Annotated in this window: 19 protein-coding genes and 1 pseudogene; 6 read left to right on the forward strand and 14 right to left on the reverse strand. The window is 71.7% G+C overall.

Going from position 1 to position 22,037, the window contains the following annotated elements; translation table 11 throughout:
• Nucleotides 1-10: 10 nt before the first annotated feature.
• The 7 genes and pseudogenes from ABZ194_RS09165 to ABZ194_RS09195 all read right to left on the reverse strand — a co-directional run bounded on the left by ABZ194_RS09165 (nucleotide 11) and on the right by ABZ194_RS09195 (nucleotide 8,427).
• Nucleotides 11-220, reverse strand: coding sequence for a hypothetical protein (locus tag ABZ194_RS09165; RefSeq protein ID WP_355594062.1), 210 nt, complete (start codon nucleotides 218-220; stop codon nucleotides 11-13).
• A 37-nt stretch (nucleotides 221-257) separates the two neighbouring features.
• Nucleotides 258-446, reverse strand: a pseudogene (locus tag ABZ194_RS09170) (UDP-glucose 6-dehydrogenase); the annotation flags it as partial.
• Entirely contained in the window at nucleotides 443-2,089 is a 1,647-nt protein-coding gene (locus ABZ194_RS09175; protein ID WP_355594064.1) for a glycosyltransferase, read from the reverse strand. The gene ABZ194_RS09175 and the pseudogene ABZ194_RS09170, both read right to left, overlap by 4 nt.
• A gap of 29 nt (nucleotides 2,090-2,118) precedes the next feature.
• On the reverse strand, nucleotides 2,119-4,149 hold the full coding sequence (locus ABZ194_RS09180) for a glycosyltransferase (protein ID WP_355594066.1): 2,031 nt from the start codon (nucleotides 4,147-4,149) through the stop codon (nucleotides 2,119-2,121).
• On the reverse strand, nucleotides 4,146-5,183 hold the full coding sequence (locus ABZ194_RS09185; protein ID WP_355594068.1) for a class I SAM-dependent methyltransferase: 1,038 nt from the start codon (nucleotides 5,181-5,183) through the stop codon (nucleotides 4,146-4,148). The genes ABZ194_RS09180 and ABZ194_RS09185 overlap by 4 nt, the downstream gene beginning before the upstream one ends.
• A 274-nt stretch (nucleotides 5,184-5,457) precedes the next feature.
• Nucleotides 5,458-7,200 (reverse strand): glycerol-3-phosphate dehydrogenase/oxidase, encoded by a 1,743-nt coding sequence (locus tag ABZ194_RS09190; RefSeq protein WP_355594070.1) that lies wholly within the window; start codon nucleotides 7,198-7,200, stop codon nucleotides 5,458-5,460.
• A gap of 243 nt (nucleotides 7,201-7,443) precedes the next feature.
• The gene (locus ABZ194_RS09195) at nucleotides 7,444-8,427 is read right to left on the reverse strand and encodes a transcriptional regulator (protein ID WP_355594072.1); all 984 of its coding nucleotides are present in this window, start codon (nucleotides 8,425-8,427) and stop codon (nucleotides 7,444-7,446) included.
• Between the two features lie 57 nt (nucleotides 8,428-8,484).
• Between ABZ194_RS09195 and ABZ194_RS09200 the strand changes: the two genes are divergently transcribed.
• Entirely contained in the window at nucleotides 8,485-9,657 is a 1,173-nt protein-coding gene (locus ABZ194_RS09200; RefSeq protein WP_355594074.1) for an MFS transporter, read from the forward strand.
• Between the two features lie 35 nt (nucleotides 9,658-9,692).
• A complete protein-coding gene (nagA, locus tag ABZ194_RS09205; protein WP_355594076.1) occupies nucleotides 9,693-10,829 on the forward strand; it encodes an N-acetylglucosamine-6-phosphate deacetylase in 1,137 nt (378 codons plus the stop codon).
• Between the two features lie 64 nt (nucleotides 10,830-10,893).
• Here nagA and ABZ194_RS09210 read toward each other — a convergent pair whose 3' ends face one another.
• The 3 genes from ABZ194_RS09210 to guaB all read right to left on the reverse strand — a co-directional run bounded on the left by ABZ194_RS09210 (nucleotide 10,894) and on the right by guaB (nucleotide 14,691).
• Nucleotides 10,894-11,829, reverse strand: a complete 936-nt coding sequence (locus tag ABZ194_RS09210; RefSeq protein WP_355594078.1) for a hypothetical protein — start codon at nucleotides 11,827-11,829, stop codon at nucleotides 10,894-10,896.
• Between the two features lie 77 nt (nucleotides 11,830-11,906).
• Nucleotides 11,907-13,025, reverse strand: coding sequence for a GuaB3 family IMP dehydrogenase-related protein (locus ABZ194_RS09215; RefSeq protein WP_355594080.1), 1,119 nt, complete (start codon nucleotides 13,023-13,025; stop codon nucleotides 11,907-11,909).
• Between the two features lie 184 nt (nucleotides 13,026-13,209).
• On the reverse strand, nucleotides 13,210-14,691 hold the full coding sequence (guaB, locus tag ABZ194_RS09220) for an IMP dehydrogenase (protein ID WP_355594082.1): 1,482 nt from the start codon (nucleotides 14,689-14,691) through the stop codon (nucleotides 13,210-13,212).
• Between the two features lie 191 nt (nucleotides 14,692-14,882).
• On the opposite strand from guaB, the gene ABZ194_RS09225 reads away from it, so the two are divergent.
• On the forward strand, nucleotides 14,883-15,260 hold the full coding sequence (locus ABZ194_RS09225; RefSeq protein WP_355594084.1) for a DUF5319 family protein: 378 nt from the start codon (nucleotides 14,883-14,885) through the stop codon (nucleotides 15,258-15,260).
• Here ABZ194_RS09225 and ABZ194_RS09230 read toward each other — a convergent pair.
• The 4 genes from ABZ194_RS09230 to groES all read right to left on the reverse strand — a co-directional run bounded on the left by ABZ194_RS09230 (nucleotide 15,221) and on the right by groES (nucleotide 18,452).
• The gene (locus ABZ194_RS09230) at nucleotides 15,221-15,424 is read right to left on the reverse strand and encodes a hypothetical protein (protein WP_355594086.1); all 204 of its coding nucleotides are present in this window, start codon (nucleotides 15,422-15,424) and stop codon (nucleotides 15,221-15,223) included. The genes ABZ194_RS09225 and ABZ194_RS09230 overlap by 40 nt on opposite strands.
• 91 nt (nucleotides 15,425-15,515) lie before the next feature.
• Entirely contained in the window at nucleotides 15,516-16,154 is a 639-nt protein-coding gene (locus tag ABZ194_RS09235) for a sigma-70 family RNA polymerase sigma factor (protein WP_355594088.1), read from the reverse strand.
• A 273-nt stretch (nucleotides 16,155-16,427) separates the two neighbouring features.
• Nucleotides 16,428-18,050 (reverse strand): chaperonin GroEL, encoded by a 1,623-nt coding sequence (gene groL / locus ABZ194_RS09240; protein ID WP_355594090.1) that lies wholly within the window; start codon nucleotides 18,048-18,050, stop codon nucleotides 16,428-16,430.
• 90 nt (nucleotides 18,051-18,140) lie between these two features.
• The gene (gene groES, locus ABZ194_RS09245; protein WP_184712660.1) at nucleotides 18,141-18,452 is read right to left on the reverse strand and encodes a co-chaperone GroES; all 312 of its coding nucleotides are present in this window, start codon (nucleotides 18,450-18,452) and stop codon (nucleotides 18,141-18,143) included.
• Between the two features lie 267 nt (nucleotides 18,453-18,719).
• Between groES and ABZ194_RS09250 the strand changes: the two genes are divergently transcribed.
• The 3 genes from ABZ194_RS09250 (at nucleotide 18,720) to ABZ194_RS09260 (ending at nucleotide 21,976) form a co-directional block, all read left to right on the forward strand.
• Nucleotides 18,720-19,400 (forward strand): Uma2 family endonuclease, encoded by a 681-nt coding sequence (locus ABZ194_RS09250; RefSeq protein ID WP_355594093.1) that lies wholly within the window; start codon nucleotides 18,720-18,722, stop codon nucleotides 19,398-19,400.
• Nucleotides 19,401-19,419: 19 nt separating this feature from the next.
• On the forward strand, nucleotides 19,420-20,586 hold the full coding sequence (locus tag ABZ194_RS09255; protein WP_355594095.1) for a class I SAM-dependent methyltransferase: 1,167 nt from the start codon (nucleotides 19,420-19,422) through the stop codon (nucleotides 20,584-20,586).
• A 190-nt stretch (nucleotides 20,587-20,776) separates the two neighbouring features.
• A complete protein-coding gene (locus ABZ194_RS09260) occupies nucleotides 20,777-21,976 on the forward strand; it encodes a hypothetical protein (protein ID WP_355594097.1) in 1,200 nt (399 codons plus the stop codon).
• The last annotated feature ends 61 nt before the right edge of the window (nucleotides 21,977-22,037 follow it).

Genomic DNA, 22,037 nt, shown 5'->3' on the forward strand with positions numbered 1-22,037 from the left:
GGGCAAGGTGTCAACCCCCATGGCTGGAGCCGGCTGAAGCGGTCCGTGGACCGGGAGGGTGGAAGGGGCGGCCGAGGGCGTGGTACCGCCAGCCCGCGGCACGCCAGATCTCGGCGTCGAGGGCGTCGCGGCCGTCGACGACGACCGGGTGGGCGACCAGCTCCCGCGCCTTCACCGGGTCGAGGTCGGCGAACTCCCGCCATTCGGTCAGCAGCAGCACCGCGTCCGCGCCCGCCAGGACGTCCAGGGCCGTGGCGGAGCATCTCCCGCAGGCCGGGCTCGTAGATCGGCGGATCCCCGGCCCGCAGGCGGGCGACCTTCTCCGCGTCCACGTCGACGCCGAGGACCTCCGAGCCCAGCTCCGCCAGGCACGCCGACGTCGTCGTCCCCAGATATCCGGTCCCGAGCACCGTCAGGCGCGGCGTCACCGCCGGGCGCGGCGTCATCCGGAACGGCTTCCGCCGCGCGTGGACGGACGCCGTCTCCGAGGCACCCCGGCGAGGGAGAGTCCCCTGCCGAGCATCCGCCTCAGGCGGCGCATCGGCGTACGGTCGAGCCGGCCCCGCAGCCGCCTCACCCTGCGCCTCCAGCGCAGCGCCTTCCTGCGCCACCGCGCCGCCGCGTCGGCGGGCCGGGCCGGCTCCTCCGCCTTCTCCATCGCCGGCAGACCCCACGTCTCCCCATCCAGCCACTGCGTGCCGAAGGTGGCCTCCACCACGTCCTCCAGGTGGCGTTCCTCCCGGATCATCCGGGCCCGGTGGAACGCGGCGGTCCGTTCGAGCCGGGCCGCGACCACTCCGTCGTCCTCGGCCAGCGCCAGCGAGACCAGGCCGTACCCCTCGGAGTCGGCCAGCCGGATGAGCCGGTGCAGACAGTCGGGCCTGGGCACCCAGCCCGGCGGGCACACGAACCGGAAGGGGGTGGGAAAGGGCGTCTCGCCCACGCTCTCCGCCAGGCGGACCCGGCCGTCGTGCGCGTAGAGCTCGTGGACGAGCCGCAGGTCGACGGCGGGCTCGTCCAGCGGGGCCCGGCGTCCGCCGGGGATGGCCGACCACGGTCCCACCACGGTGACGCCGATGTCCGCCGTCGATCCGGCCAGAAACCCGTCGACCGTGGCGCGGACCCGCTCGTAGGAGGCGTCCCCGACGGTCACCACGACCTCGACGAACGGCACCTCCCACAGCCGGGCGGCAGGTCTGCGCAGCCAGCGGTAGCTCGGCACCCGGTTGGCGAGGAAGACCCAGTTGTGCCGCTTGACCTCTCGCTCCCTGCGCATCACCGTGGACGCCCCCAGGTGCCGGCTCAGGGACTCCCCGTCGGCCACGAAGACCGCGCCCGCCTGCGCCAGGCGGTATCCCAGCTCGGTGTCCTCGGCGAGCACCAGGGAGGTGTCCATCCCCCCGGCGCTTCTCAGCAGCGCCGCCGGCAGGGAGGCGCTCGCGCCCACGTGGACCTTGAAGCCGTCGAGCCCGGCGTCGCGCAGGCCCCTGGTCCGCTCTATGTACTCGCTGCTCCAGGTGTCGGTGACGTTCTCCCCGGCGCCGAAGAGCCGCTCCGCCGTGCCCGCGCGCACCTCGGCGTGCACCTCGGCGGGGCTCAGGCCCGCGTCCCAGGCCGAGACCATCTTGAACCGGCCCAGCACGGTGAAGTAGTCGGCCAGGTGGTGCCAGCGCATCTGCGCCTCCACCTGCTCACGAAATACGATCATGTCGGCGTCCAGCCAGTGGATCACCTCGCCCTCCGCCACGTCGGCACCCGACTGGCAGGCCCAGGCGCGTCCCCAGCCCCCTGGACGGCTGGGGACCACCCGGGTGCGCTCCGGAACGATCTCGGGGAGCCGCAGCGGGAACTCGCCGCCGTCGTCGACGACGATCACTTCGAGCAGATGGGCCGGGTAGCTCTGCGCGGCCAGACTCGCCAGGGTCAGCGGAAGGGTCCGGGACCGGAACGCGGGGACGACGACGCTCACGGTCCGGCCGGGGGTCCACGCGCCCAGTTCCTGAGGGGTCACCCGGCCGTAGTCGTTGAGCCGGATCAGCGGCTGGGGTGCTCTTACCGGATCGACGCGTCCGGTCGGCGTGTTCAACATCGATACCCTTCACCTGTTCGCTGAGCTGCTTACCGGGCCTGGCCGTACTCCCCGTCCGGGGAGAGTCCTTCCATCTCCATCAGCGGGTTCGCGTGCAGCCCTCTCCACTGCCGCCGGAACGACCGGAGAAAGCCGGTGATGGGCTCCTGCCACGTGTGCCCCGCGGCCTCCCGGCGCCGGAGGATGTAGTTGAGGCCGTGGGTGCGGTAGATCCTGCCGCCCGCGGCGGTGACCGACTCCAGCAGCTGGCCGTCCACGGTGCGCGGGATCGGGCGGAACCCTCCGGCGTCGTCGAACACCGCGCGGGACATCAGCATGGTGCCGCCGGCCACGACACCGGTGTAGGTCTCGGTGGCCAGGTGACGGCGTACGGTGACCCCGATCCGTTCCAGGTGGACGAACTCCGGCGCGGACCCCACGAGGTCGGCGGAGGAGTAGCGCCGGGCGAGCAGCAGGTCGGACAGGTGGTCGGGGCCGTACCAGTCGTCGTCGTCCATCTTCGTCAGGTAGGCCCCCGAGGCGCGTGCCGCGGCCTGGTTGAGCGCGGCTCCGAACACCAGGCCGGTGTCCGCCTCGACCACGGTGATCGTCCCCTTGTAGGCGGACACGGCCGACGCCGCGTCCGGCCGGTCGGCGGAGAACCCGTGCAGCGTCAGGATCACCTCCACCTCCGGCCCCCGCTGCCGGCCCACCTGCTCCAGGGCGAACCCCACCATGTCGGGCCGCCGCGTGCAGAGCAGCACCGAGACCGACGGCGGGGCGGGCGTCCGGAGACCGTGGGCGGCGGCGAGCCTGCCCCACCTGCCCGCGACCCCGTGCCGGGCCAGCGCGCACCGCCGGAGCCGGATGCTGAACCACTCGCGGGCGAGCGCGTCGGACAGCCGCCCCGCGTCGAACCCGTCCAGCAGCCCCGCCAGCTCGGCGCCCAGCAGGTCGCGCCACTCCCCGCCGGGCTCGGCGATCACGGGCACCCCGGCCGCGGCGAGGCCGCAGACGGCACGGGCCACCCCGAAGGAGACGGGCCGGCCCCCGTGGAGATCCACCGCGACACCGGCGAGGCCGCGCAGCCGGGCGACGTCCACGTCCGTGAGGGAGCCGGACGGCGGGACGCGCACCACGACGTCGTCCCCCCGCACCACCGCGTGGGCCCCGGCCAGCTCCACCAGCTCCGCCAGGGGGCCGTCGTCGGCCGGGACGAACCCGATGGGACAGACCGACCGCTCGTCGATCGGCGCGAGGCACTCGGGTGAGAGACGCTCAGGTGGGAGACGCCGGGGTGAGAGATCCGGGCCGATGGCCGGCACCCGCCCCCAGCCGGTCGCAGGCGCCTGCTCCCCGCCACCGGCGGGCGGCGGTTCCCCGCCGGTGGCGGGGTCCGGCCGGTCGACCAGGGGTACGGCGGGCGCCTGCCCCTCGGGCGCGTCGCCGCCCGCCGTACGGAGCACGAGGTCGCACCCGGGCGCGTCGCGCCGCCGCGGGACGGGCCCCGACAGCGGAGCCGGTGTGACGTTGGGATCCCCCGGCCGCCACCGGCCGGACCCCGCCCCCACCAGGGAGACCACCGGCGTGTGCAGGGGCTCCCGCCCCGGGCCGTCCAGGCCCCGGCAGAGGGCCCGCAGGACACCCCCGGCCGGCGCGGGCTTGGAGAAGCTCACCTCGACCCGCCAGAGGGGGCGGGCCGGGTGACCGGAGCGGCGTCCCCGCCCCTCCCCTCGGCGGACGCGGACGTCGAGCAGGGTGCGCCAGAACCTGGCGCCGTCCACGACCGGCACGGGTGCCAGGCGCCACGGCGGAGACTCCATGATCATCACGGTCAGCCTGCCTGCCCAGGGAAGCATGTTCCCGTACGGCACCGCACGCCTCAGGTCGGCGGGCGTCCTGGCCAGCAGGAAGAAGTCCTCCAACTCCTCCGAGGCGCCCAGGTGGCCGGCGGGGAGCGCGTCCAGGTCCACCCAGGAGACACCGTCCGCCTCACCCGGGGCCGCCGGCGGTTCCGCGTCCCCCTCGAACCCGATGTGGCAGCCGAGAGCGGGCGGGGACGCCCGCGGTTCACGGTTCACACCCGGCTCCTGACGAACACGTCCAGGCCCTTCTCCGCGGCGTAGGCGGTGCGGACGACCTCGGGGAACCTGGCGGCCCACAGGTCGCTCACCGCCCGGTCGCCCTCCCTCGCCGCGTCGTCCAGGAAGACGGCGACCTGCTCGGAGCAGCGGGGCAGCAGGAGCGGAAGGGCGGGGTAGCGTGCGGCGGGCCCCGTGTCGCCGGGTGGCCCGTCGACGAAGACGAGCCCGATGTCCGCGAGGCCCTCCAGGGCCTGTGACGAATACCACCGGTAGGTCTCGGCTCCGCTCTCCCACAGCTCAAGGGGGGCGTCGCGGACCTCGACCACGGCGGAGAGGCCGTGGGCGCGCACCAGGTCGCGGCTGGCCTCCGCGTAGCGCGGGTCGTGCTCAAGGGCGACGACCGTCGCCCCGACCTGCTCGGCGACGTAGCCCATCCACACACTGGAGGACCCGCTGCCGCATTCGACGATCGTCTTCGGCCTGGCCCGCAGGACCCATCCGACCATCATCCGCAGCACGTCGGGGGAGGCCGCCCAGCCCCTGAGCGGGGGAAGCGGGGCGCGGGGGCTGATGAGCGCCCGCAGGTCGGCGAACGCCTCCATCTGGGTGTAGGAGCGGCGGAGCTCCCGGTCCAGGGAGCGGCACTCCCCCCTCACCCGGGCGAACTCGCGCTCCATCAGTTCGCGTGACCCGGCGACGGCGCCGAGGGATTCGGCGTGCCGCGCCCCGCCCGCGACCTCCAGCGCGCCGATCCTCCGCTCCAGCGCGCCGAGTCTGCGCTCCAGCGGGGCGGCCTTGCGTTCCAGCCGGACCAGCGACCCGCCCACCACCTTGATCCTCTCGGTGTCGCGGCGGGCCCCGCGCTGGAGCGAGCGCAGGGCGGCGAGCGCCGGCACGGCGGCCAGCACCACGAATCCGGTGGACAGCGCCGACGGCAGACGGCCGTCGACACCACCGGCACCGTAGGCCAGCGCCGACGCGGAAAGCGCCAGGCCGGCCGCCGCCCCGGCGGAACGACTGGGATATCTCATCGACGGCATGCGCATCCGGGCCTCCGGGGGAATTACCCGCATGGATCGCGACTCCGCGTCCACCGGCCATTCAACGGGCAACGTTGTGGAACAACGTAGGGGCCGCCCTCAGCCGGCCGTCCGGACTTGGTCCCGGCTTTGCGAAGCCCGGTCCAAGCGCTTGCGCACCGGAAAAGCGACGGCGGAGGGCCCCTAAAATCTCCCGAATACCGATATTTGGCGATGAACACCGAAAACACGGTTGCCGGTTGAAGTCCGCTTTCCCGTCCCGGACCTACATGTGGTCCGTCTCGGGGCCGTCGACGGGGACGATCTCGGGAGCGCCGAGGCGGATGGCGTCGGCCTCATGGTCGGTGTCCTGCTCCTGGGAGAGTCTCTCGGCCTCGACGCGCTTGGTGTAGTACTCCATCTCGCGCTTGATCTGCTCGGCGTCCCACTCCAGCGGCCCGGCGAGCAGCTCGGCGACCTCCTCGACCACTCCCAGCCCCCGGTGGAAGGTCTCGATCGAGATGTGCGTGCGCCGGGCGAGCACGTCGTTCAGATGCCGGGCGCCCTCGTGGGTGGCCGCGTAGACGACCTCCGCCCGGAGGTAGTCGTCCGCCCCGGTCAGCGGGAGCGCCAGAGACGGGTTCTCCTCGATCAGCGCGAGGACCTCGTCGATCAGCGAGCCGTACCGTTGCAGCAGGTGCTCGATCCGGGCCACGTGGAGCCCGGACAGCCGGGCCAGCCGATGCCGGGAGTTCCAGAGCGCCTGGTGGCCCTCGGCCCCGGCCAGCGGGATCCGGTCCGTGCACGACCGCGGGACCCGCTGGTCGAGCCCGTGCGCCACCGCGTCCACCGCGTCCCGCGCCATGACCCGGTAGGTCGTGTACTTCCCCCCGGCGACCATGACCAGCCCCGGCACCGGATGGGCCACCACGTGCTCGCGGGAGAGCTTGGACGTCTCCTCCGACTCCCCGGACAGCAACGGCCGCAACCCGGCGTAGACGCCCTCGACGTCGTCGCGGGTGAGCGGCACCGAGAGCACCTCGTTGACGTGTTCGAGCACGTAGTCGATGTCGGAGCGGGAGGCCGCCGGGTGCGCCCGATCCAGGTCCCAGCGGGTGTCGGTGGTCCCGATGATCCAGTGCCGGCCCCAGGGGATCACGAAGAGCACCGACTTCTCGGTACGCAGGATGATCCCGGTGAGCGCGTGGATCCTGTCTCGCGGGACGACCAGGTGGACGCCCTTGGACGCGCGGACGTGGATCTGCCCGCGTCCCCCGACCATCTCCTGGATGTCGTCGGTCCACACGCCGGTGGCGTTGACCACCTGACGGGCCCGCACATCCAGCTCGGCCCCGCCCTCCAGGTCGCGCACCCGGACCCCGGTGACCCGTTCCCCCTCCCGCAGGAAGCCCACCACCCGGGCGCGCGAGGCCACGTGAGCGCCGTACGCGGAGGCGGTCCGCAGCATGGTCATCACGTAGCGGGCGTCGTCCACCTGGGCGTCCCAGTACTGCACCGCGCCGGAGAACGCGGTCCGCCGCAGCGCGGGCGCGAGCCGTAGCGCCCTGCCCCGCGACAGATGCCGGTGTCCGGGCACACCGCGGGTGAACCCGAAGGAGAAGCCCAGCGAGTCGTACATCATCAGACCGGCCCCGACGTACGGCCGCTCCCAGCCCAGGTGGGTGAGCGGGAACAGGAACGGCACCGGCCGGACCAGGTGGGGGGCGATTCGCTGCAGCAGCAGTGCCCGCTCCTGGAGCGCCTCCCTGACCAGGTCGAAGTTGAGCTGTTCCAGGTAGCGGAGGCCGCCGTGGATCAGCTTGGACGATCTGGACGAGGTGCCCGAGGCGAAGTCGCGCGCCTCGAACAGCCCGGTGCTCAGCCCCCGGGTCGCCGCGTCGAGCGCGACGCCGGCGCCGACGACACCGCCGCCGATCACCACCACGTCGAGCTCCTGAGCGTTCATCCGCGTCAGCGCCGCGGCCCGCTCGGCGGGGCCGAGCCGCGCCGTGCCCATTCGCGCCGTCATGATGCATCCCCCTGGGGTACGGGTTCGTCGGCTTGCATCGGATATCTACCCGCTCAGCCCCGCCGTTACTACTGACCGGTAACGAACCCCGGCTGGGATCCGGCCCGTCGGTCACCCGGACACCGGGCGGTCTCCCCGGCCTCCGGCCCACTTCTCCCGCTCGGCACTCGCACCCGGCCGTGGATCATCCAACCAGTATTCAGAGGGATATATCTGCGGATGTCCCTCATGCGGGATGCGGGGTCACCCGCTCGGGGCGTCCCGGTTGAGCCGGGGGTCGGCGAGGTGGTCGCCGAGGGGGGTGCGGTAGTAGAGCACGGATCGCCCCGATCGGCGGCGCCGTACGAGCTCCGCGTCCAGCAGGACCCTGAGGTGGCCGCCCACCGACCCCAGGCCGTGACCGGTCAGCGCGACAAGCTGGGTCGTGCTCTTGGGCTCCGCCAGGCGAGTGAGGATGCCGGCGCGCACCGGGCCGAGCAGCCTGCGCAACGCCTCCGGGGGTGCGCCGCCCGGCGGGTCGGCCAGGAGTCCGGTACACGGATAGACCACCGCGTACCGCCGCGGGGGATCCCAGCCGACCCAGCCTCCGTTCGTGGTGGCCGGGATGAACAGCAGCCGGGCGTCGGCGGCGATGTCACGCGGCGGGTTGTCGTAGGCGTTGATCCGGAGCCGTCCGTCGCCCAGCCATCGCATGCCCGGCCGCATGCCGCTCAGCGCGGCGGCCCAGCCGCCTGAGCTCAGTCTCTGGGTCCGTGCGACGACGTCGGCCTCGAACACGCGGCTCAGACGCCCCCACTCCGGCCTGACCGTGTGGGTCCAGATCCATTCGAGCAGGCCGGCGGCGCGGCCGGGGAGGTCGGGCACACGCAGCTCCGCCGGGACCGGCCCGCCGAGCCCGGCCGCGAGGTCGCCGACGGCCACCTCGGCGGGTGTCTCCCGGACCCGCGACAGCTCGTCGTGGAACGTCCGATCGCTCTCCAGCGGCGGCATGGTCACGAAGTCGGCCAGCCAGTTTGGGCGTAGTGCCGCCTGGACGAACAGCGCCTCGACGGGGTTCGCGGCCAGACGGTCACGGTAGGCCGGGATGTGGGCGCGCAGCCACGGCTCACGGCCGGAGACCGGCCTCCCCCGGTGCAGGGCGAGGAGCGCCGCGACGGTCTCCGCCAACGGCGACACGGTGAAACGACTCCGCGCCAGCACGTCGGCGCCGACCCGCCAGACCCCCACGTTTCGCCTCCACGCGAAACTTTACCCCTTCCGCCCGGAGCCCAGCAGACTCCCCGCATGCGCACCTACGGAGAGTTGTTCCCCACCCCCGAGTTCACCCCGCTCTTCGCGGCGGTGTCGGCGCAGGTCGCCGGCGGGACGGTCAGCGGGCTGGCACTCGGCTCGCTCGTCTACGCCGCCACCGGGTCACCGCTGCTGTCGGCGCTCAGCGTCTTCGGGTCCTCGTTCGCCCAGGTGATCGGCGCCACGGCGCTGCTGTCCCTCGCGGACCGCCTGCCGCCCAGGGCGCTTCTCACGACGGTCGCGACGATCTTCGCGGCGGGCACCGCCGCCATGGCGATACCGGGGATGCCGATCTGGGGGCTCTTCGCGGTGATCATGGCGCTGGGCCTGACCGGCTCGGTGGGCGGCGGTGTGCGCTGGGGCCTGCTTAGCGAGATCCTCCCGGACGAGGGGTACGTCCTCGGCCGGTCGATGTTCAACATGGCCGTCGGCGCCATGCAGATCGGCGGATTCGCCCTCGGCGGAGTCCTGGTCACCGCCCTCTCCCCCCGTGAGACGCTGCTCATCGGCGCCGGGCTGGACCTCCTGGCCGCGGTCGTCATACGGACCGGCCTGACCAGGCGCGCGCCGCGGGCCACCGGCCGCCCGTCCGTCCGGGAGACGTGGCGAGTCAACGCCCTGCTGTGGTCGTCTCCTGCCCGGCGCCACCTCTACCTCGCTCTGTGGATCCCGAACGGGCTGATCGTCGGGTGCGAGGCGCTGTTCATCCCCTACGCGCCGGACGCCGCCGGGGTGCTGTTCATGTCCGGCGCCCTCGGCATGCTCGCGGGCGACACGGTGATGGGCCGGTTCGTCCCCCACGAACGGCGGGGCGGGCTCATCACACCCCTGCGGCTCCTCCTCGCCGCGCCGTACCTGCTGTTCGCGCTGCCGCTCCCCTTCCCCGTCGCCATGGTGGCCGCCGCCACAGCCTCGGCCGGGTTCAGCGCGGGGCTGCTGCTACAGGACCGGCTCGTCGCGCTGATCCCGGACGGCATGCGCGGGCAGGCGCTCGGGCTGCACTCCGCGGGCATGCTGACCATGCAGGCCGTCGGCGCCTCCGTCGCCGGATCCGTCGCCCAGTACGTCTCACCCGCCACCGCGATGGCACTGATGGCGTCCGCGTCCTTGGCCGTGACGGTCGCCCTCACCCCTCGGCTGCGCGAATCCGCCGGCGCACGCCCATGACCGCCGGGGCGCCGGGAACCGGAGAGGATGGGACCATGAGCATCACACTCGCCGACGCCCGCCTCGTGACCCCCGACGGTGTTCATGAGGGCTGGCTCACCATCGAAGACGGCCGGATCACCCACGTGGGCCGCGGTCCGGCCCCCGGGCCGGGGCACAGTCTCACGGGCCGCTACGTGGTGCCGGGGTTCGTCGACATTCACAGCCACGGCGGGGCGGGCGGCTCCTTTCCCTCCGGCGATCCGGACGAGGCGAGCCGGGTCGCGGCCCTGCACGCCCGGCACGGCACCACCACGCTGATGGCCAGCCTGGTCACCGCGTCCCTGGACGATCTGGCCAGGGCCGCGTCCGCGCTGGCCGACCTGTGTGACGACGGCCTGCTGGCCGGGATCCACTTCGAGGGCCCCTACATCTCCCGAGCCCGCTGCGGCGCGCACGACCCGGCCCTGCTGCGGGAGCCCTCCCCGCGGGAGCTCTCCGAGCTGCTCAAGGCCGGGCGCGGCCATGTACGGATGCTCACCGTCGCCGCCGAGCTGCCCGGCGCCCCGGACGTCATCAGGGAGGCGACGGCCAACAACGTGATCGCCGCCTTCGGCCACAGCGACGCCACCTACGAGCAGACCGTCGAGGGCGTCGAGGCCGGCTGCACCGTCGCGACCCACCTCTTCAACACGATGCCGCCGCTGCACCACCGCACCCCCGGCCCGGTGGCCGCGCTGCTGCAGGACGAGCGCGTCACGGTCGAGCTGATCAACGACGGCGTGCACCTGCATCCGGCGATGACGCGCCTGGCCTACGACGTCGCAGGCCCCGGCAGGACCGCGCTGATCACCGACGCGATGGCGGCGACCGGCATGGGCGACGGCGCCTACGAACTCGGCCCGATGAAGGTGAACGTGGTCGGCGGCGTCGCCCGGCTGGCCGACGGGGACGCCATCGCGGGCAGCACGCTCACCATGGACGTGGCGTTCCGGCGAGCCGTACGGCAGGTCGGCCTGTCCCTGACCGAGGCGGCCGAGATCGCCTCGCTCACCCCGGCCCGGGTGCTCGGCGTGGCCGACCGGCTCGGCTCCGTCTCGGTCGGCAAACAGGCCGACCTGGTGGTGCTCACCGACGATCTGGAGGTCTCCGGCGTCATGAGGGGCGGACGCTGGATCACCGAGCCGCGCTGACCCCGCCGCCCGCGCCGCGGCCCGGTTCTCACCGGTCACGCCGGCTTCGGCGGGCGGCGCGTCCTCACGGCCAGTCCCAGCGGATTCCGACCAGGCCGGGCTGGAGGGAGTCGGTCACCAGGTGGACCGCGTGGTGGGCGTTGAGGGTGAGCTCGCCGTGGTCGTGTTCGCCCGGACCGTGCTCGTGGCGGGCGAAGCGGCGAATGCGGGTCGGCAGGGTCGTGGGGGTGAAGCCGACCCGGAGCGTGTACTGACCGGCCGGGGAGCGGAAACCCCGCTCGTACTCGGTGGTCTCCACACCGCTCGGATCCGCGAGCTCGTAGCGGATCACCTGGGTGTCCCCGGTCCGCAACGCCCGGTCGAACAGCAGTTCGGCCACCACCAGCGCGGTGGGCCCGTCACGGCGGACCCTGCCGACCCGGCAGTCCTCCAGCGCCCGGATGCGCACCCGTTCCACGTCACAGCCCAGATCGCCCCGGTAGACGATGATGTGGCGGTCGACGGCGTCCTCGTACGCCCGCACCACCTGGAGCGTCTCGCGCCGGACGGTGCTGCGGTCCGGCCCGATCTGCAGCGTCTCGTACATTCCGGCGACCTGCAGCCGCCGGTCGTCGGGCGTGCCGTCGAGATCGTGGAGCAGGGCGGAGAGCGCGCGGGACGGCTCCAGGATCGAGGAGCAGGACACGGCGCCCTGCGCGGCCCCGCCGCCGTGAGCCCGTCCCCGGGGGCGGGGCGGGCCGAGCAGGCCCATCAGCGAGCGCGGCGGCAGGATGAGGATCTCCTCCAGGGCGCGGACGGCCCGCAACGACTCGGGCCGCTCCGGGCGGCGCAACCCCTGCTGCCAGTAGCTCAGGCTCGTCATCCCGACCCGTAGCCCGCGCTCCTCCAGACGGTGGCGGAGCCGGTCCAGAGTCAGGCCCCGCGCCTCCACCGCGGCACGGAGCGCGACGTGGAAGGGGCCCTCGCGGAGAGCGATCCGGAGCTCGCGATCATCCGACACAGAGGAATGTTCACAGATTTTCCCTCATACGTCACTTTCGCCGGGAGAACCGCGCTCGGGAAGGGTCAGGTGGGCTCTCAGCGGACCTGCGGGGCGACGACGACCTCGACCCGCTGGAACTCCTTCAGGTCGGAGTATCCCGCGGTGGCCATCGTGCGCTTGAGCGCGCCCATGAGGTTCATGGAGCCGTCGGCCACCGAGGACGGGCCGTGCAGGATCTGCTCCAGGGTGCCGATCGTGCCGAACTCGACCCGCCTGCCCCGGGGCAGCTCGGGGTGCTGTGCCTCGGAGCCCCAGTGGAACCCCCTGCCGGGGGCCTCGGCCGCCCTGGCCAGCGGTGAGCCGACCATCACCGCGTCGGCGCCGCAGGCGATCGCCTTGGCGATGTCACCGGAGGTGCCCATGCCGCCGTCGGCGACGACGTGGACGTACCGGCCGCCGGACTCGTCCATGTAGTCGCGGCGGGCCGCGGCCACGTCGGAGATCGCGGTGGCCATCGGCACCACCACGCCCAGCACCGTGCGGGTGGTGTGCGAGGCGCCGCCGCCGAAGCCGACGAGCACGCCGGCCGCACCGGTCCGCATCAGGTGGAGCGCCGCGGTGTAGGTCGCGCAGCCGCCGACGATCACCGGGACGTCGAGTTCGTAGATGAACTGCTTGAGGTTGAGCGGCTCGGCCCGTCCTGAGACGTGCTCGGCGGAGACCGTGGTGCCGCGGATGACGAAGATGTCCACACCCGCGTCGATGACGGCCTTGTGATACTGGACGGTGCGCTGCGGGGAGAGGCGGACGGCCGTGGTCACCCCGGCCGCGCGGATCTCCTCGATGCGGCGGCCGATCAGCTCCTCCCTGATGGGCGCGTTGTAGATCTCCTGAAGCCGCCTCGTGGCGGCCTCCCCCTTGAGCTCGGCCACCTCGCCCAGCAGCGGCGTGGGGTCCTCGTAGCGGGTCCAGAGCCCTTCGAGGTCCAGCACGGCCAGGCCGCCGAGCCTGCCGACCTCGATCGCGGTCTTCGGCGAGACCACGCTGTCCATCGGGCTCACCACGACGGGCAGCTCGAACCGGTAGGCGTCGATCTGCCAGGCGATCGAGACCTCCTCCGGGTCACGGGTGCGCCGGGACGGGACGATGCCGATCTCATCGAGCGCGTAGGCACGGCGGCCGTTCTTGCCGCGTCCGATCTCCACCTGAGTCATATGTCTGTCTTTCCCATTCATACGTGTACGGCGTGCGTCACGCGGACGCGAGCCGTACCGTGCCGGTGTAGGCCGGTATAGAGCTGATATGAACCGATGAGGATCGCGGACCGGGGTGGCCCGCCGGAGCACCGGCCCTGTCGCGAGTCCCGCGCCGTTCGTCCTCAATCCCCGCGACAGGACTCTACCGACGGTGGTAGTTCGGGGCCTCGACCGTCATCTGGATGTCGTGCGGGTGACTCTCCTTGAGACCGGCCGCGGTGATCGGCATGAGCTCGCACCTGGTGTGCATCTCCTGGACCGTGCGGCACCCGGCGTACCACATGCCCTGGCGCAGGCCGCCGACGAGCTGGTGGGCGACCGCGGCGACCGGGCCCCGGTAGGGCACCTGGCCCTCGATGCCCTCGGGGATGAACCTGTCCTCGGTGCCGACGTCGGCCTGGGCGTAGCGGTCCTTGCTGAAGGAGGCGCCGCCGCGCTCGCGGTTGCGGACCGCGCCGAGCGAGCCCATCCCCCGGTAGGACTTGAACTGCTTGCCGTTGATGAAGATCAACTCACCGGGGGACTCCTCGCAGCCCGCCAGGAGCGACCCCAGCATGACCGCGTCGGCCCCGGCGGCGATGGCCTTGACGATGTCGCCGGAGTACTGGAGGCCGCCGTCGCCGATCACCGGCACCCCGGCGGGGCCCGCGGCGAGCGAGGCCTGGTGGATGGCCGTCACCTGCGGGGCGCCGACGCCGGCGACCACGCGGGTGGTGCAGATGGAGCCGGGGCCGACCCCGACCTTGACCGCGTCGGCCCCGGCGTCGACCAGCATCTGGGCGCCCGCGCGGGTGGCGATGTTACCGCCGACGACCTCGGCCCGGGTGTTGGACTTGATCTTGGCGATCATGTCGGCGAGGCCCTTGGAGTGGCCGTGCGCGACGTCCACCACGATCACGTCGACCCCGGCCTCGACCAGGGCCGCCGCCCGCTTCTCCGCGTCCTCCCCGACGCCGATGGCCGCCCCCACGACGAGCCGGCCGTCGGCGTCCTTGGTGGCGAGGGGGTACTGCTCGCTCTTGGTGAAGTCCTTGACCGTGATGAGCCCGCGGAGCCGCCCGCCGCCGTCGACCAGCGGGAGCTTCTCGATCTTGTTCTTCCTGAGCAGCTCGAACGCGCCGTCCCTGGAGACCCCGACCGGCGCGGTCACCAGCGGCATCGGGGTCATGACCTCGCGCACCGGACGGCTGTGGTCGGTCTCGAAGCGCATGTCGCGGTTGGTGACGATGCCGACGAGGACGCCGGCCGCGTCGGTCACCGGGACGCCGGAGATCCGGTAGGTGGCGCAGAGGCGCTCGACGACGGCCAGGGAGTCGTCCGGCGAGCAGGTGACCGGATTGGTGACCATCCCGGCCTCGGAGCGCTTGACGAGGTCGGCCTGCTGGGCCTGGTCCTCGATGGAGAGGTTGCGGTGCAGGACGCCGATGCCGCCCTGGCGGGCCATCGCCACCGCCATCCGCGCCTCGGTGACCGTGTCCATGGCCGCCGAGATGAGCGGGATGCGGAGGGTGATCCCCCGAGACAGCCGCGTGCCGGTGTCCGCCTCACCCGGCTGCAGGTCCGAGTAGGCGGGCACCAGAAGCACATCGTCGAACGTGAGTCCCGCCTCGGTGAACCTGGCCATCTGCACCCCTCCTGCCGCGGCGCTCTCATGGGATGGGGAAGGCGCCGGCCCCCGGATCACAGTTTAGAGTCTGGCTGCAAACATGGAGGACACCGGGGAAAGTTACGAGGTTGGGAAAAGGTTAAGGGCGCATCATGACCGCTTGGGTGGTTCAGAGGTTGTTGGCCACATCAAGGCCATAAGGTGGGATCGTGCTCGACGACGTCCCTCGCGACCCGTTCGCGGACGACCCCGACGACCCGGCGTCCGCGCTGGGTGAGTCCGGCGCCCCGGAGCCGCTGACCTCGGCCGAACGCGACGAGGCGATGACCGACCTCGCCGACGTCGAGGTCTTCCGTTCCATGCTGGAGCCGCACGGTGTGCTGGGCTTGGTCCTCGACTGCCCGGAGTGTGGTGAGCAGCACTACTTCGACTGGGAGCTGCTCCGCGGCAACCTCCGCCTGATGATCGAGAACGGCCGGCCCCAGGTCCACGAGCCCGCCTGCCGGCCCAACCCCACCGACTACGTCACCTGGGAGTACGCCCGGGGCTACGTGGACGGCGTGATCGACACCGAGGAGCACCGCTGATCGACGTCGTCGATCAGGGCCGCCAGCAGGCTCACGGCGGCGTCCGGGGAGGTGACGGGCTCCCTGCGGGAGAGCGCGTCCAGCAGGGCGTCGGCCTCGGCCACGGCGGGATCCCGCTCCGGGCCGTATCTCCGGGCCGGCCGCCGTGGGTGGACGGTCGTCACGACCTCGCCCGCCTCGGACTCCCGCCGGCCCGGCGGGCCCCGTCCCGCGTTCCGCTCCCACGCCGCCGGACCGGGGCCGGCTGTTCGGCGGTCAAGCCGTCGACTCCAGCTCCGCCATCGCGCGCAGCCGGGCCAGCGCCCTGTGCTGGGCAACGCGAACCGCGCCTGGTGACATGCCCAGTACATTACCCGTCTCCTCCGCGGACAGTCCCGACACCACCCGGAGCATGAGCAGCTCGCGCTGGTTGTCCGGGAGCCTGGAGAGCAGCCTGCGGGCGTGCTCGGCCTCGATGTAGCGCACCACGGTCTCCTCGGGCCCGGGCCCCTCGTCGGGCCCGTCGGGGAGGTCCTGGGTGGGTACGGCGGAGCGCACGGAGCTGCGCAGCGCGTCGGCCACCTTGTGGGAGGCGATACCGAAGACGAAGGACGCGAACGGCCGTCCCATGTCGCGATAGCGGGGCAGCGCGGACAGCACCGCGATGCACACCTCCTGGGCCACGTCGTCCGCGATGTGATACTGACCGGAGACCCGGCCGAGACGGGCCCGGCAGTAACGGACGACCATTGGCCGTAACTGCGCGATCAAGGATTCGATCGCGGTGCGATCCCCCTGAACGGCGAGGCGCGTCAGATCCTTGAGATCATCCCGATGGGTGGTCCCTTCAGATCTCGTCGCAAGCCTTACCCCATTTTTGGCGTCGGCGACGCATCCCTCGGTCACGTTAGGCATAATGCCCGCCCCGGTCGGGCGTGTCGTCATAGCGAACGGCTACGGATTGGTCACATTGAGGCGGAGATAACCCGGTGTAATCAATCGAACACAGTAAGGCTTTGGCTATGCGTAAATATTTCATCGGATTACTGAATATGTCGACTATTGGTTAGAAGATGCATTGATCTTCTGCGCATCACAACGCGACGCCCCGGAGCTCCTTTTGGTTTACCGGAAAACGCAAACGGCTCGCCTCCCCTGCGGGACGCGAGCCGTACGGATCCGTGAGGATCAGTGACCGTGGCCGTGGCCGTGACCCTGACCGCCGGCGGCCGGGGCCTCCTCCTCGGGCTTCTCCACCACGAGGGCCTCGGTCGTCAGCAGCATGCCGGCGATGGAGGCCGCGTTCTGGACGGCCGAGCGGGTGACCTTGACCGGGTCGATGACGCCCTGGGCGACCAGGTCGCCGTACTCGCCGGTGGCGGCGTTGAAACCCTGGCCCGCGGAGAGCTCGGCGACCTTGGTGGTCACCACGTAGCCCTCAAGACCGGCGTTCTCGGCGATCCAGCGAGCCGGCTCGATGAGCGCCTTGCGGACCACGGCGACCCCGGTCGCCTCGTCACCGGACAGGCCCAGGTCGTCGAGGGCCGTGGAGACGTGGATGAGCGCGGAGCCACCGCCTGCGACGATGCCCTCCTCGATCGCGGCGCGGGTCGCCGAGATGGCGTCCTCAAGGCGGTGCTTCTTCTCCTTGAGCTCCACCTCGGTGGCCGCGCCGACCTTCAGCACGCAGACGCCGCCGGAGAGCTTCGCGAGGCGCTCCTGGAGCTTCTCACGGTCCCAGTCGGAGTCGGACTGCTCGATGGCGAGCTTGATCTCCTTGACCCGGTCGGCGATCGCCGCCGCGTCACCGGCCCCGTCCACGACGGTGGTGCTGTCCTTGGTGATCACGACGCGGCGGGCGGTGCCCAGCACGTCGAGGCCGACGTGCTCCAGCTTGAGGCCGACCTCCTCGCTGACGACCTGGCCGCCGGTGAGGATGGCGATGTCCTGCAGCATGGCCTTGCGGCGGTCACCGAAGCCCGGGGCCTTGACGGCGACGGAGGTGAAGGTGCCACGGATCTTGTTCGTGACCAGGACCGCGAGGGCCTCGCCCTCGACGTCCTCGGCGATGACGAGCAGCGCCTTCTTGCTCTGCGCGACCTTCTCCAGCAGCGGCAGGAAGTCCGCGACGGAGGCGATCTTGCTCTGGTGGATCAGGATGTAGGGGTCCTCAAGAACCGCCTCCATCCGCTCCTGGTCGGTCACCATGTAGGGCGACAGGTAGCCCTTGTCGAACTGGAGGCCCTCGGTGAACTCCAGCTCCAGGCCCATGGTGTTGGACTCTTCGACGGTGATGACACCGTCCTTGCCCACCTTGTCGAACGCCTCGGCGATCAGGTCGCCGATCTTGGCGTCCTGGGCGGAGATCGTCGCGACGTGCGCGATCTCCTTCTTGTCCTCGACCGGCCTGGCCGACGCGATCAGCCTGTCGCTGACGGCCTTGGCCGCGATGTCGATGCCGCGCTTGAGGGAGAGCGGCTGGGCGCCGGCGGCGACGTTGCGCAGACCCTCGCGGACCATCGCCTGGGCGAGGACGGTCGCGGTGGTCGTGCCGTCACCGGCGACGTCGTTGGTCTTGGTGGCGACTTCCTTGGCCAGCTGGGCGCCGAGGTTCTCGTACGGCTTCTCCAGCTCGACCTCACGGGCGATGGTGACACCGTCGTTGGTGATGGTCGGCGCACCGAACTTCTTGTCGATGACCACGTTGCGGCCACGCGGGCCGAGGGTCACCTTGACGGCGTTGGCGAGGGCGTTCACGCCACGCTCAAGAGCGCGGCGCGCATCTTCCTCGAACGACAGGATCTTCGCCATGTCAGTCCTCTCTAAAAGTACGTCGGCGCATCAAAGCCCCGGGCGCTCTCGCGACCCGGGGCTCGATACGTCATCTTTACGAAGCGTGAATTACTTCTCGATGATGGCGAGCACGTCGCGGGCGGAGAGTACGAGGTACTCCTCACCGCCGTACTTCACCTCGGTGCCGCCGTACTTGCTGTAGAGGACGACGTCGCCCTCCTTGACGTCGAGCGGGATGCGCTTGTCCCCGTCCTCGTCCCAGTTGCCGGGGCCCACCGCGAGGACCTTGCCCTCCTGCGGCTTCTCCTTGGCGGTGTCCGGGATGACCAGACCGGAAGCTGTGGTCTGCTCTGCCTCAAGCGGCTGGACCACAATGCGGTCGCCGAGCGGCTTAACGGGAACCTTGGTGGCGGTCGTCACGTCGGACCTCCCCTTCAGATTTGAATGATCTAGAAGAGGCGACCAGCGGTCTGCCGTCGCGGGTGTCAGACCTGCCTCGTCGCATGTATCTGGCACTCTCACCGGGAGAGTGCCAATACGGAACAGTATGCAAGGTGGGCTTGACAGTCAACACGAACCGCCCCCGATCAAGGTTCGGGAACGTCAAACCCTCCGCCGGGCGACAGCGCCCCCCGATTCGGGGAACATGTGAGGGAGACGAGCGAGCACCGAGGAGAATGTAACCCGATGACCACGTACGGTGACGGGAACGACGCTACGGTGGACGACGTGACCAGCACGATGGGCGTGGAGACGAGCACGCCGCGCGAGAGCGGCGACCCGCTCGCCAACTGGCCTTACCCCCCGCCCGACGGCTGGACCGCCGACGACCTGGACCGGCTCCCCCAGGACGGCCCGAACGGTGAGCCGGACTTCTTCAAGCACGTCGAACTCGTCGATGGAGCCCTCATCTTCATGTCCCCCCAGAAGCGTTTCCACGATGTCGTGATCCGAAGGCTCGCGAACGGTTTCGAAGCTCAGGTGCCCAAGCACCTCGCGGTGGCCACCCAGATGGACATCGTGCTCGGTCCACGACAGCGCCCCTGTCCCGACCTGCTTCTCATCGACGCCGCCTTGGACCACGACCACAACCGCACCTCGTACGCGCCCGGGGAGGTCCACCTGGTCGTGGAGGTGGTCTCACCCGAGTCCAGGCTCCGTGACCGCGAAGTCAAACCAGGGCGTTATGCCGGAGCCGGAATCGCGCATTTCTGGCGCATCGAGGAGGAGAACGGCAAGCCGGTCGTGTACGTCTACGAACTCGACCCCGCGACCCATGCCTACGTGTCCACCGGTATCCATCACGACAAACTCTCGATCCAGGTCCCGTTTCCCATCGAGATGGATCTGACCAGCCCGCTGAACTGAGGCGGTAGCGTCGGACGGTGTGGACCTTGACGCGTTCCGGCAGCTGCTGACACCCCGTGGCCAGGAGGCCCTGAAGGCGGCGGCCGAGGTCGTGGACGACGATCCGGTGACCGCGGTGACGCGGCTCAGGAGGAGCCACGACGCCGGCCTGACCTCGGCGGCGCTCACCCAGGCCACGCTCAGGGCGCGCGCGGCCGGCAAGTTCGGCGCCGACGCCGAGCTGATGTACTTCACCCGGGCCGGTCTGGAACAGGCCACCCGCCGCGAGGTGGCCGACCACCGGGCCCGGCGCATGGCACCGGACTCACTGGTCGCCGACGTCTGCTGCGGCGTCGGCGGGGACCTCCTCGCACTGGCCAGGGCCGGTTGCGCGGTGGAGGCGGTGGACGCCGACCCGCTCACCGCCGCGATCGCCCGCGCCAACGCCGACGCCCTGGGATTGGGCGACCGGGTCTCGGTCCGCACGGCCGACGCCGCCACGGTCGACCCGTCGGCCTTCGACGTCCTGTTCGCCGACCCGGCCCGCCGCACCGCGCGGGGCAGGACCTTCGACCCGATGGCCTACTCGCCTCCCTGGCCCGAGGTGCTGGAGATGGTGGCCAGGTCCCGGGCCGCCTGCCTGAAGGTCGCCCCGGGCATCCCCCACGGGTTCGTCCCCGGCGGCGCGGAGGCCGAGTGGGTCTCCTACCGGGGCGAGGTCAAGGAGGCGGTGATCTGGTGCGGCGGCCTGGCGGGCGGGGGCGGGCGCCGGGCCACGATGCTGCCGTCCGGCGCGACGATGACGCCCGACCCCGCGCTCGGCCGGGCGGAGCACGGCCCCGTGGGCCGCTACGTCTACGAGCCGGACGGCGCGGCGATCCGGGCCCACCTGGTCGCGGAGGTCGCCGCGCTGGTCGGCGGACGGCTGATCGACCCGCAGGTCGCCTACATCACGGGGGACGTCGCGGCGCGGACCCCGTGGGCGTCCGGGTACGAGGTCCACGAGGTGCTGCCGTTCTCGCTCAAGCGGCTGCGGGCGGCGCTGCGAGAGCGCGGAGTGGGCAACGCGACGATTAAGAAGCGCGCCTCGGCGGTCGATGTGGATCGCCTCAGAAAGGACCTGAGGCTCTCCGGCGACCAATCGGCCACGGTCATTCTCACCCGGATCAGGGAAAGGCCGTTTGCCCTCATCTGCACCCCTTTCTGAGCTGGCAAAACAGTAGATCAGGGCAATTCACCGGCAATCATCGCCTTTCACCTTCGACGCAGAAAAATCTTGATCAGAAAGCTAAGGTGACCGCGCGGGAGTTCTCCCCGCCCGCGGTTCGACCGCGCCCGTCAGCATGCCGTACCGACCCCACCGCGCGGCCGATCGCCGGCGAGTGAAGGAGCTTTCTGTGGATCACTCCGACCACACCCTGCTCCAGGCAGGCGGTCAGACCGCCATCTCCGACCGGATGCGCGAACTCCTCGCCCGCGCCGCCCAGGACCACGTCTACGAGCAGCGGACCCAGGGCGCGGTGCTGGATGAGATCCGCCGGCGCCTGGAGGGCATGGAGTGGCTGCTGCGGGAGGTCAGGGAGCGCGAGCTCGGCGGCCTGAGCGGCACTCTGGAGTCCGTCCACGGCCGCCTGGCCGACATCTCCGCCCGGCCTCCCGAGTGGGCCGAGGGCCTCGCCCAGCACGTCGAGGCGGTCCGCGACCACGTGGACGCCGTCGGCGAGCGGGTCGGCGCCCTCGGCCGGAGCGTCGAGTCGGTGCGCGAGCGGGTCGTGCCCGTCGGCGAGCTGCCGAGCCTGTGGGCCGACGTCGGCGCCGTGGGGGAGAACGTGGACGAGGCGCTCGTCCAGCTGCGGTCGATCGCCGGCGGCGCCCGGGGCGCCGATGACCGGCTGGACGAGCTCGCCCGGCTTCTCGGCCACGTCCAGACGAGCATGGAGGCCGCCGCCGTCCGGTTCACCCGCCTGGACAGGGCGCTGGGCGAGCTCGTCCAGCGCACCGGCCGCCTTGAGTCGGAGCTGCCCGGCCTGTCGGCGGGCGTCCGGGAGACCGTCGACGCCGCGACCGGCCGCCTGCTCACCGCCCTCGGCGAGCTCACCGTCCGCCACGAGAGCCGTTCCGAGGCGCTCGACGAGCGCCTCGACGACATCGAGGGCCGGGTCACCGGCAGGATCGACGCCGTCGACTCCCGCCTGTGCATGCTGGACGGCCACGCGGAGCGGGCCGCCGGGCGGCTGGAGAGCGTGGACGAGCGCGTCGAGGCCGTCGACCGGCGTCTCGGGCGGCTGTCGGCCACCCTCGACATCGGCGACGTCCACCCGAGCCTCGGCGCACTCCTCGGCACCCAGGCCGACGACCGGACCAAGCGCTTCGACTCCCTGGACGAGCGCGTCGACCAGGCTCAGGCGGCGCTCGCCCCGCTGGCCGGCATGCTCCGCGCCCAGCCCGACCGCGATCAGCTCGGCACGGCCCTCACCCGGAGCATGGAGCCCGCCCGCTCCGACCTCAACCGCCGTCTGGGCGCGCTGGAGGAGACCATGCTGGCCCTCGCCGAGGCCCTCCTCCGCTCCACCCGGGGCGACGACGACAAGGACTGATCAGATGATCGTGTCAGGCGGGGTTCCGGCCTTACGCCGCCCTGAAGGACGGAGTCCGCGG

The organism is Streptosporangium sp. NPDC006007, assembly GCF_040614315.1.
Lineage (GTDB): Bacteria > Actinomycetota > Actinomycetes > Streptosporangiales > Streptosporangiaceae > Streptosporangium.

Bases quoted from the DNA above. Each gene is read 5' to 3' on its own strand.
- ABZ194_RS09175 (WP_355594064.1), bottom strand. From the start codon at position 2,089: ATGTTGAACACGCCGACCGGACGCGTCGATCCGGTAAGAGCACCCCAG.
- ABZ194_RS09185 (WP_355594068.1), bottom strand. From the start codon at position 5,183: ATGAGATATCCCAGTCGTTCCGCCGGGGCGGCGGCCGGCCTGGCGCTT.
- ABZ194_RS09190 (WP_355594070.1), bottom strand. From the start codon at position 7,200: ATGACGGCGCGAATGGGCACGGCGCGGCTCGGCCCCGCCGAGCGGGCC.
- ABZ194_RS09200 (WP_355594074.1), top strand. From the start codon at position 8,485: ATGCGCACCTACGGAGAGTTGTTCCCCACCCCCGAGTTCACCCCGCTC.
- nagA (WP_355594076.1), top strand. From the start codon at position 9,693: ATGAGCATCACACTCGCCGACGCCCGCCTCGTGACCCCCGACGGTGTT.
- ABZ194_RS09215 (WP_355594080.1), bottom strand. From the start codon at position 13,025: ATGACTCAGGTGGAGATCGGACGCGGCAAGAACGGCCGCCGTGCCTAC.
- guaB (WP_355594082.1), bottom strand. From the start codon at position 14,691: ATGGCCAGGTTCACCGAGGCGGGACTCACGTTCGACGATGTGCTTCTG.
- ABZ194_RS09235 (WP_355594088.1), bottom strand. From the start codon at position 16,154: ATGCCTAACGTGACCGAGGGATGCGTCGCCGACGCCAAAAATGGGGTA.
- groL (WP_355594090.1), bottom strand. From the start codon at position 18,050: ATGGCGAAGATCCTGTCGTTCGAGGAAGATGCGCGCCGCGCTCTTGAG.
- ABZ194_RS09250 (WP_355594093.1), top strand. From the start codon at position 18,720: ATGACCACGTACGGTGACGGGAACGACGCTACGGTGGACGACGTGACC.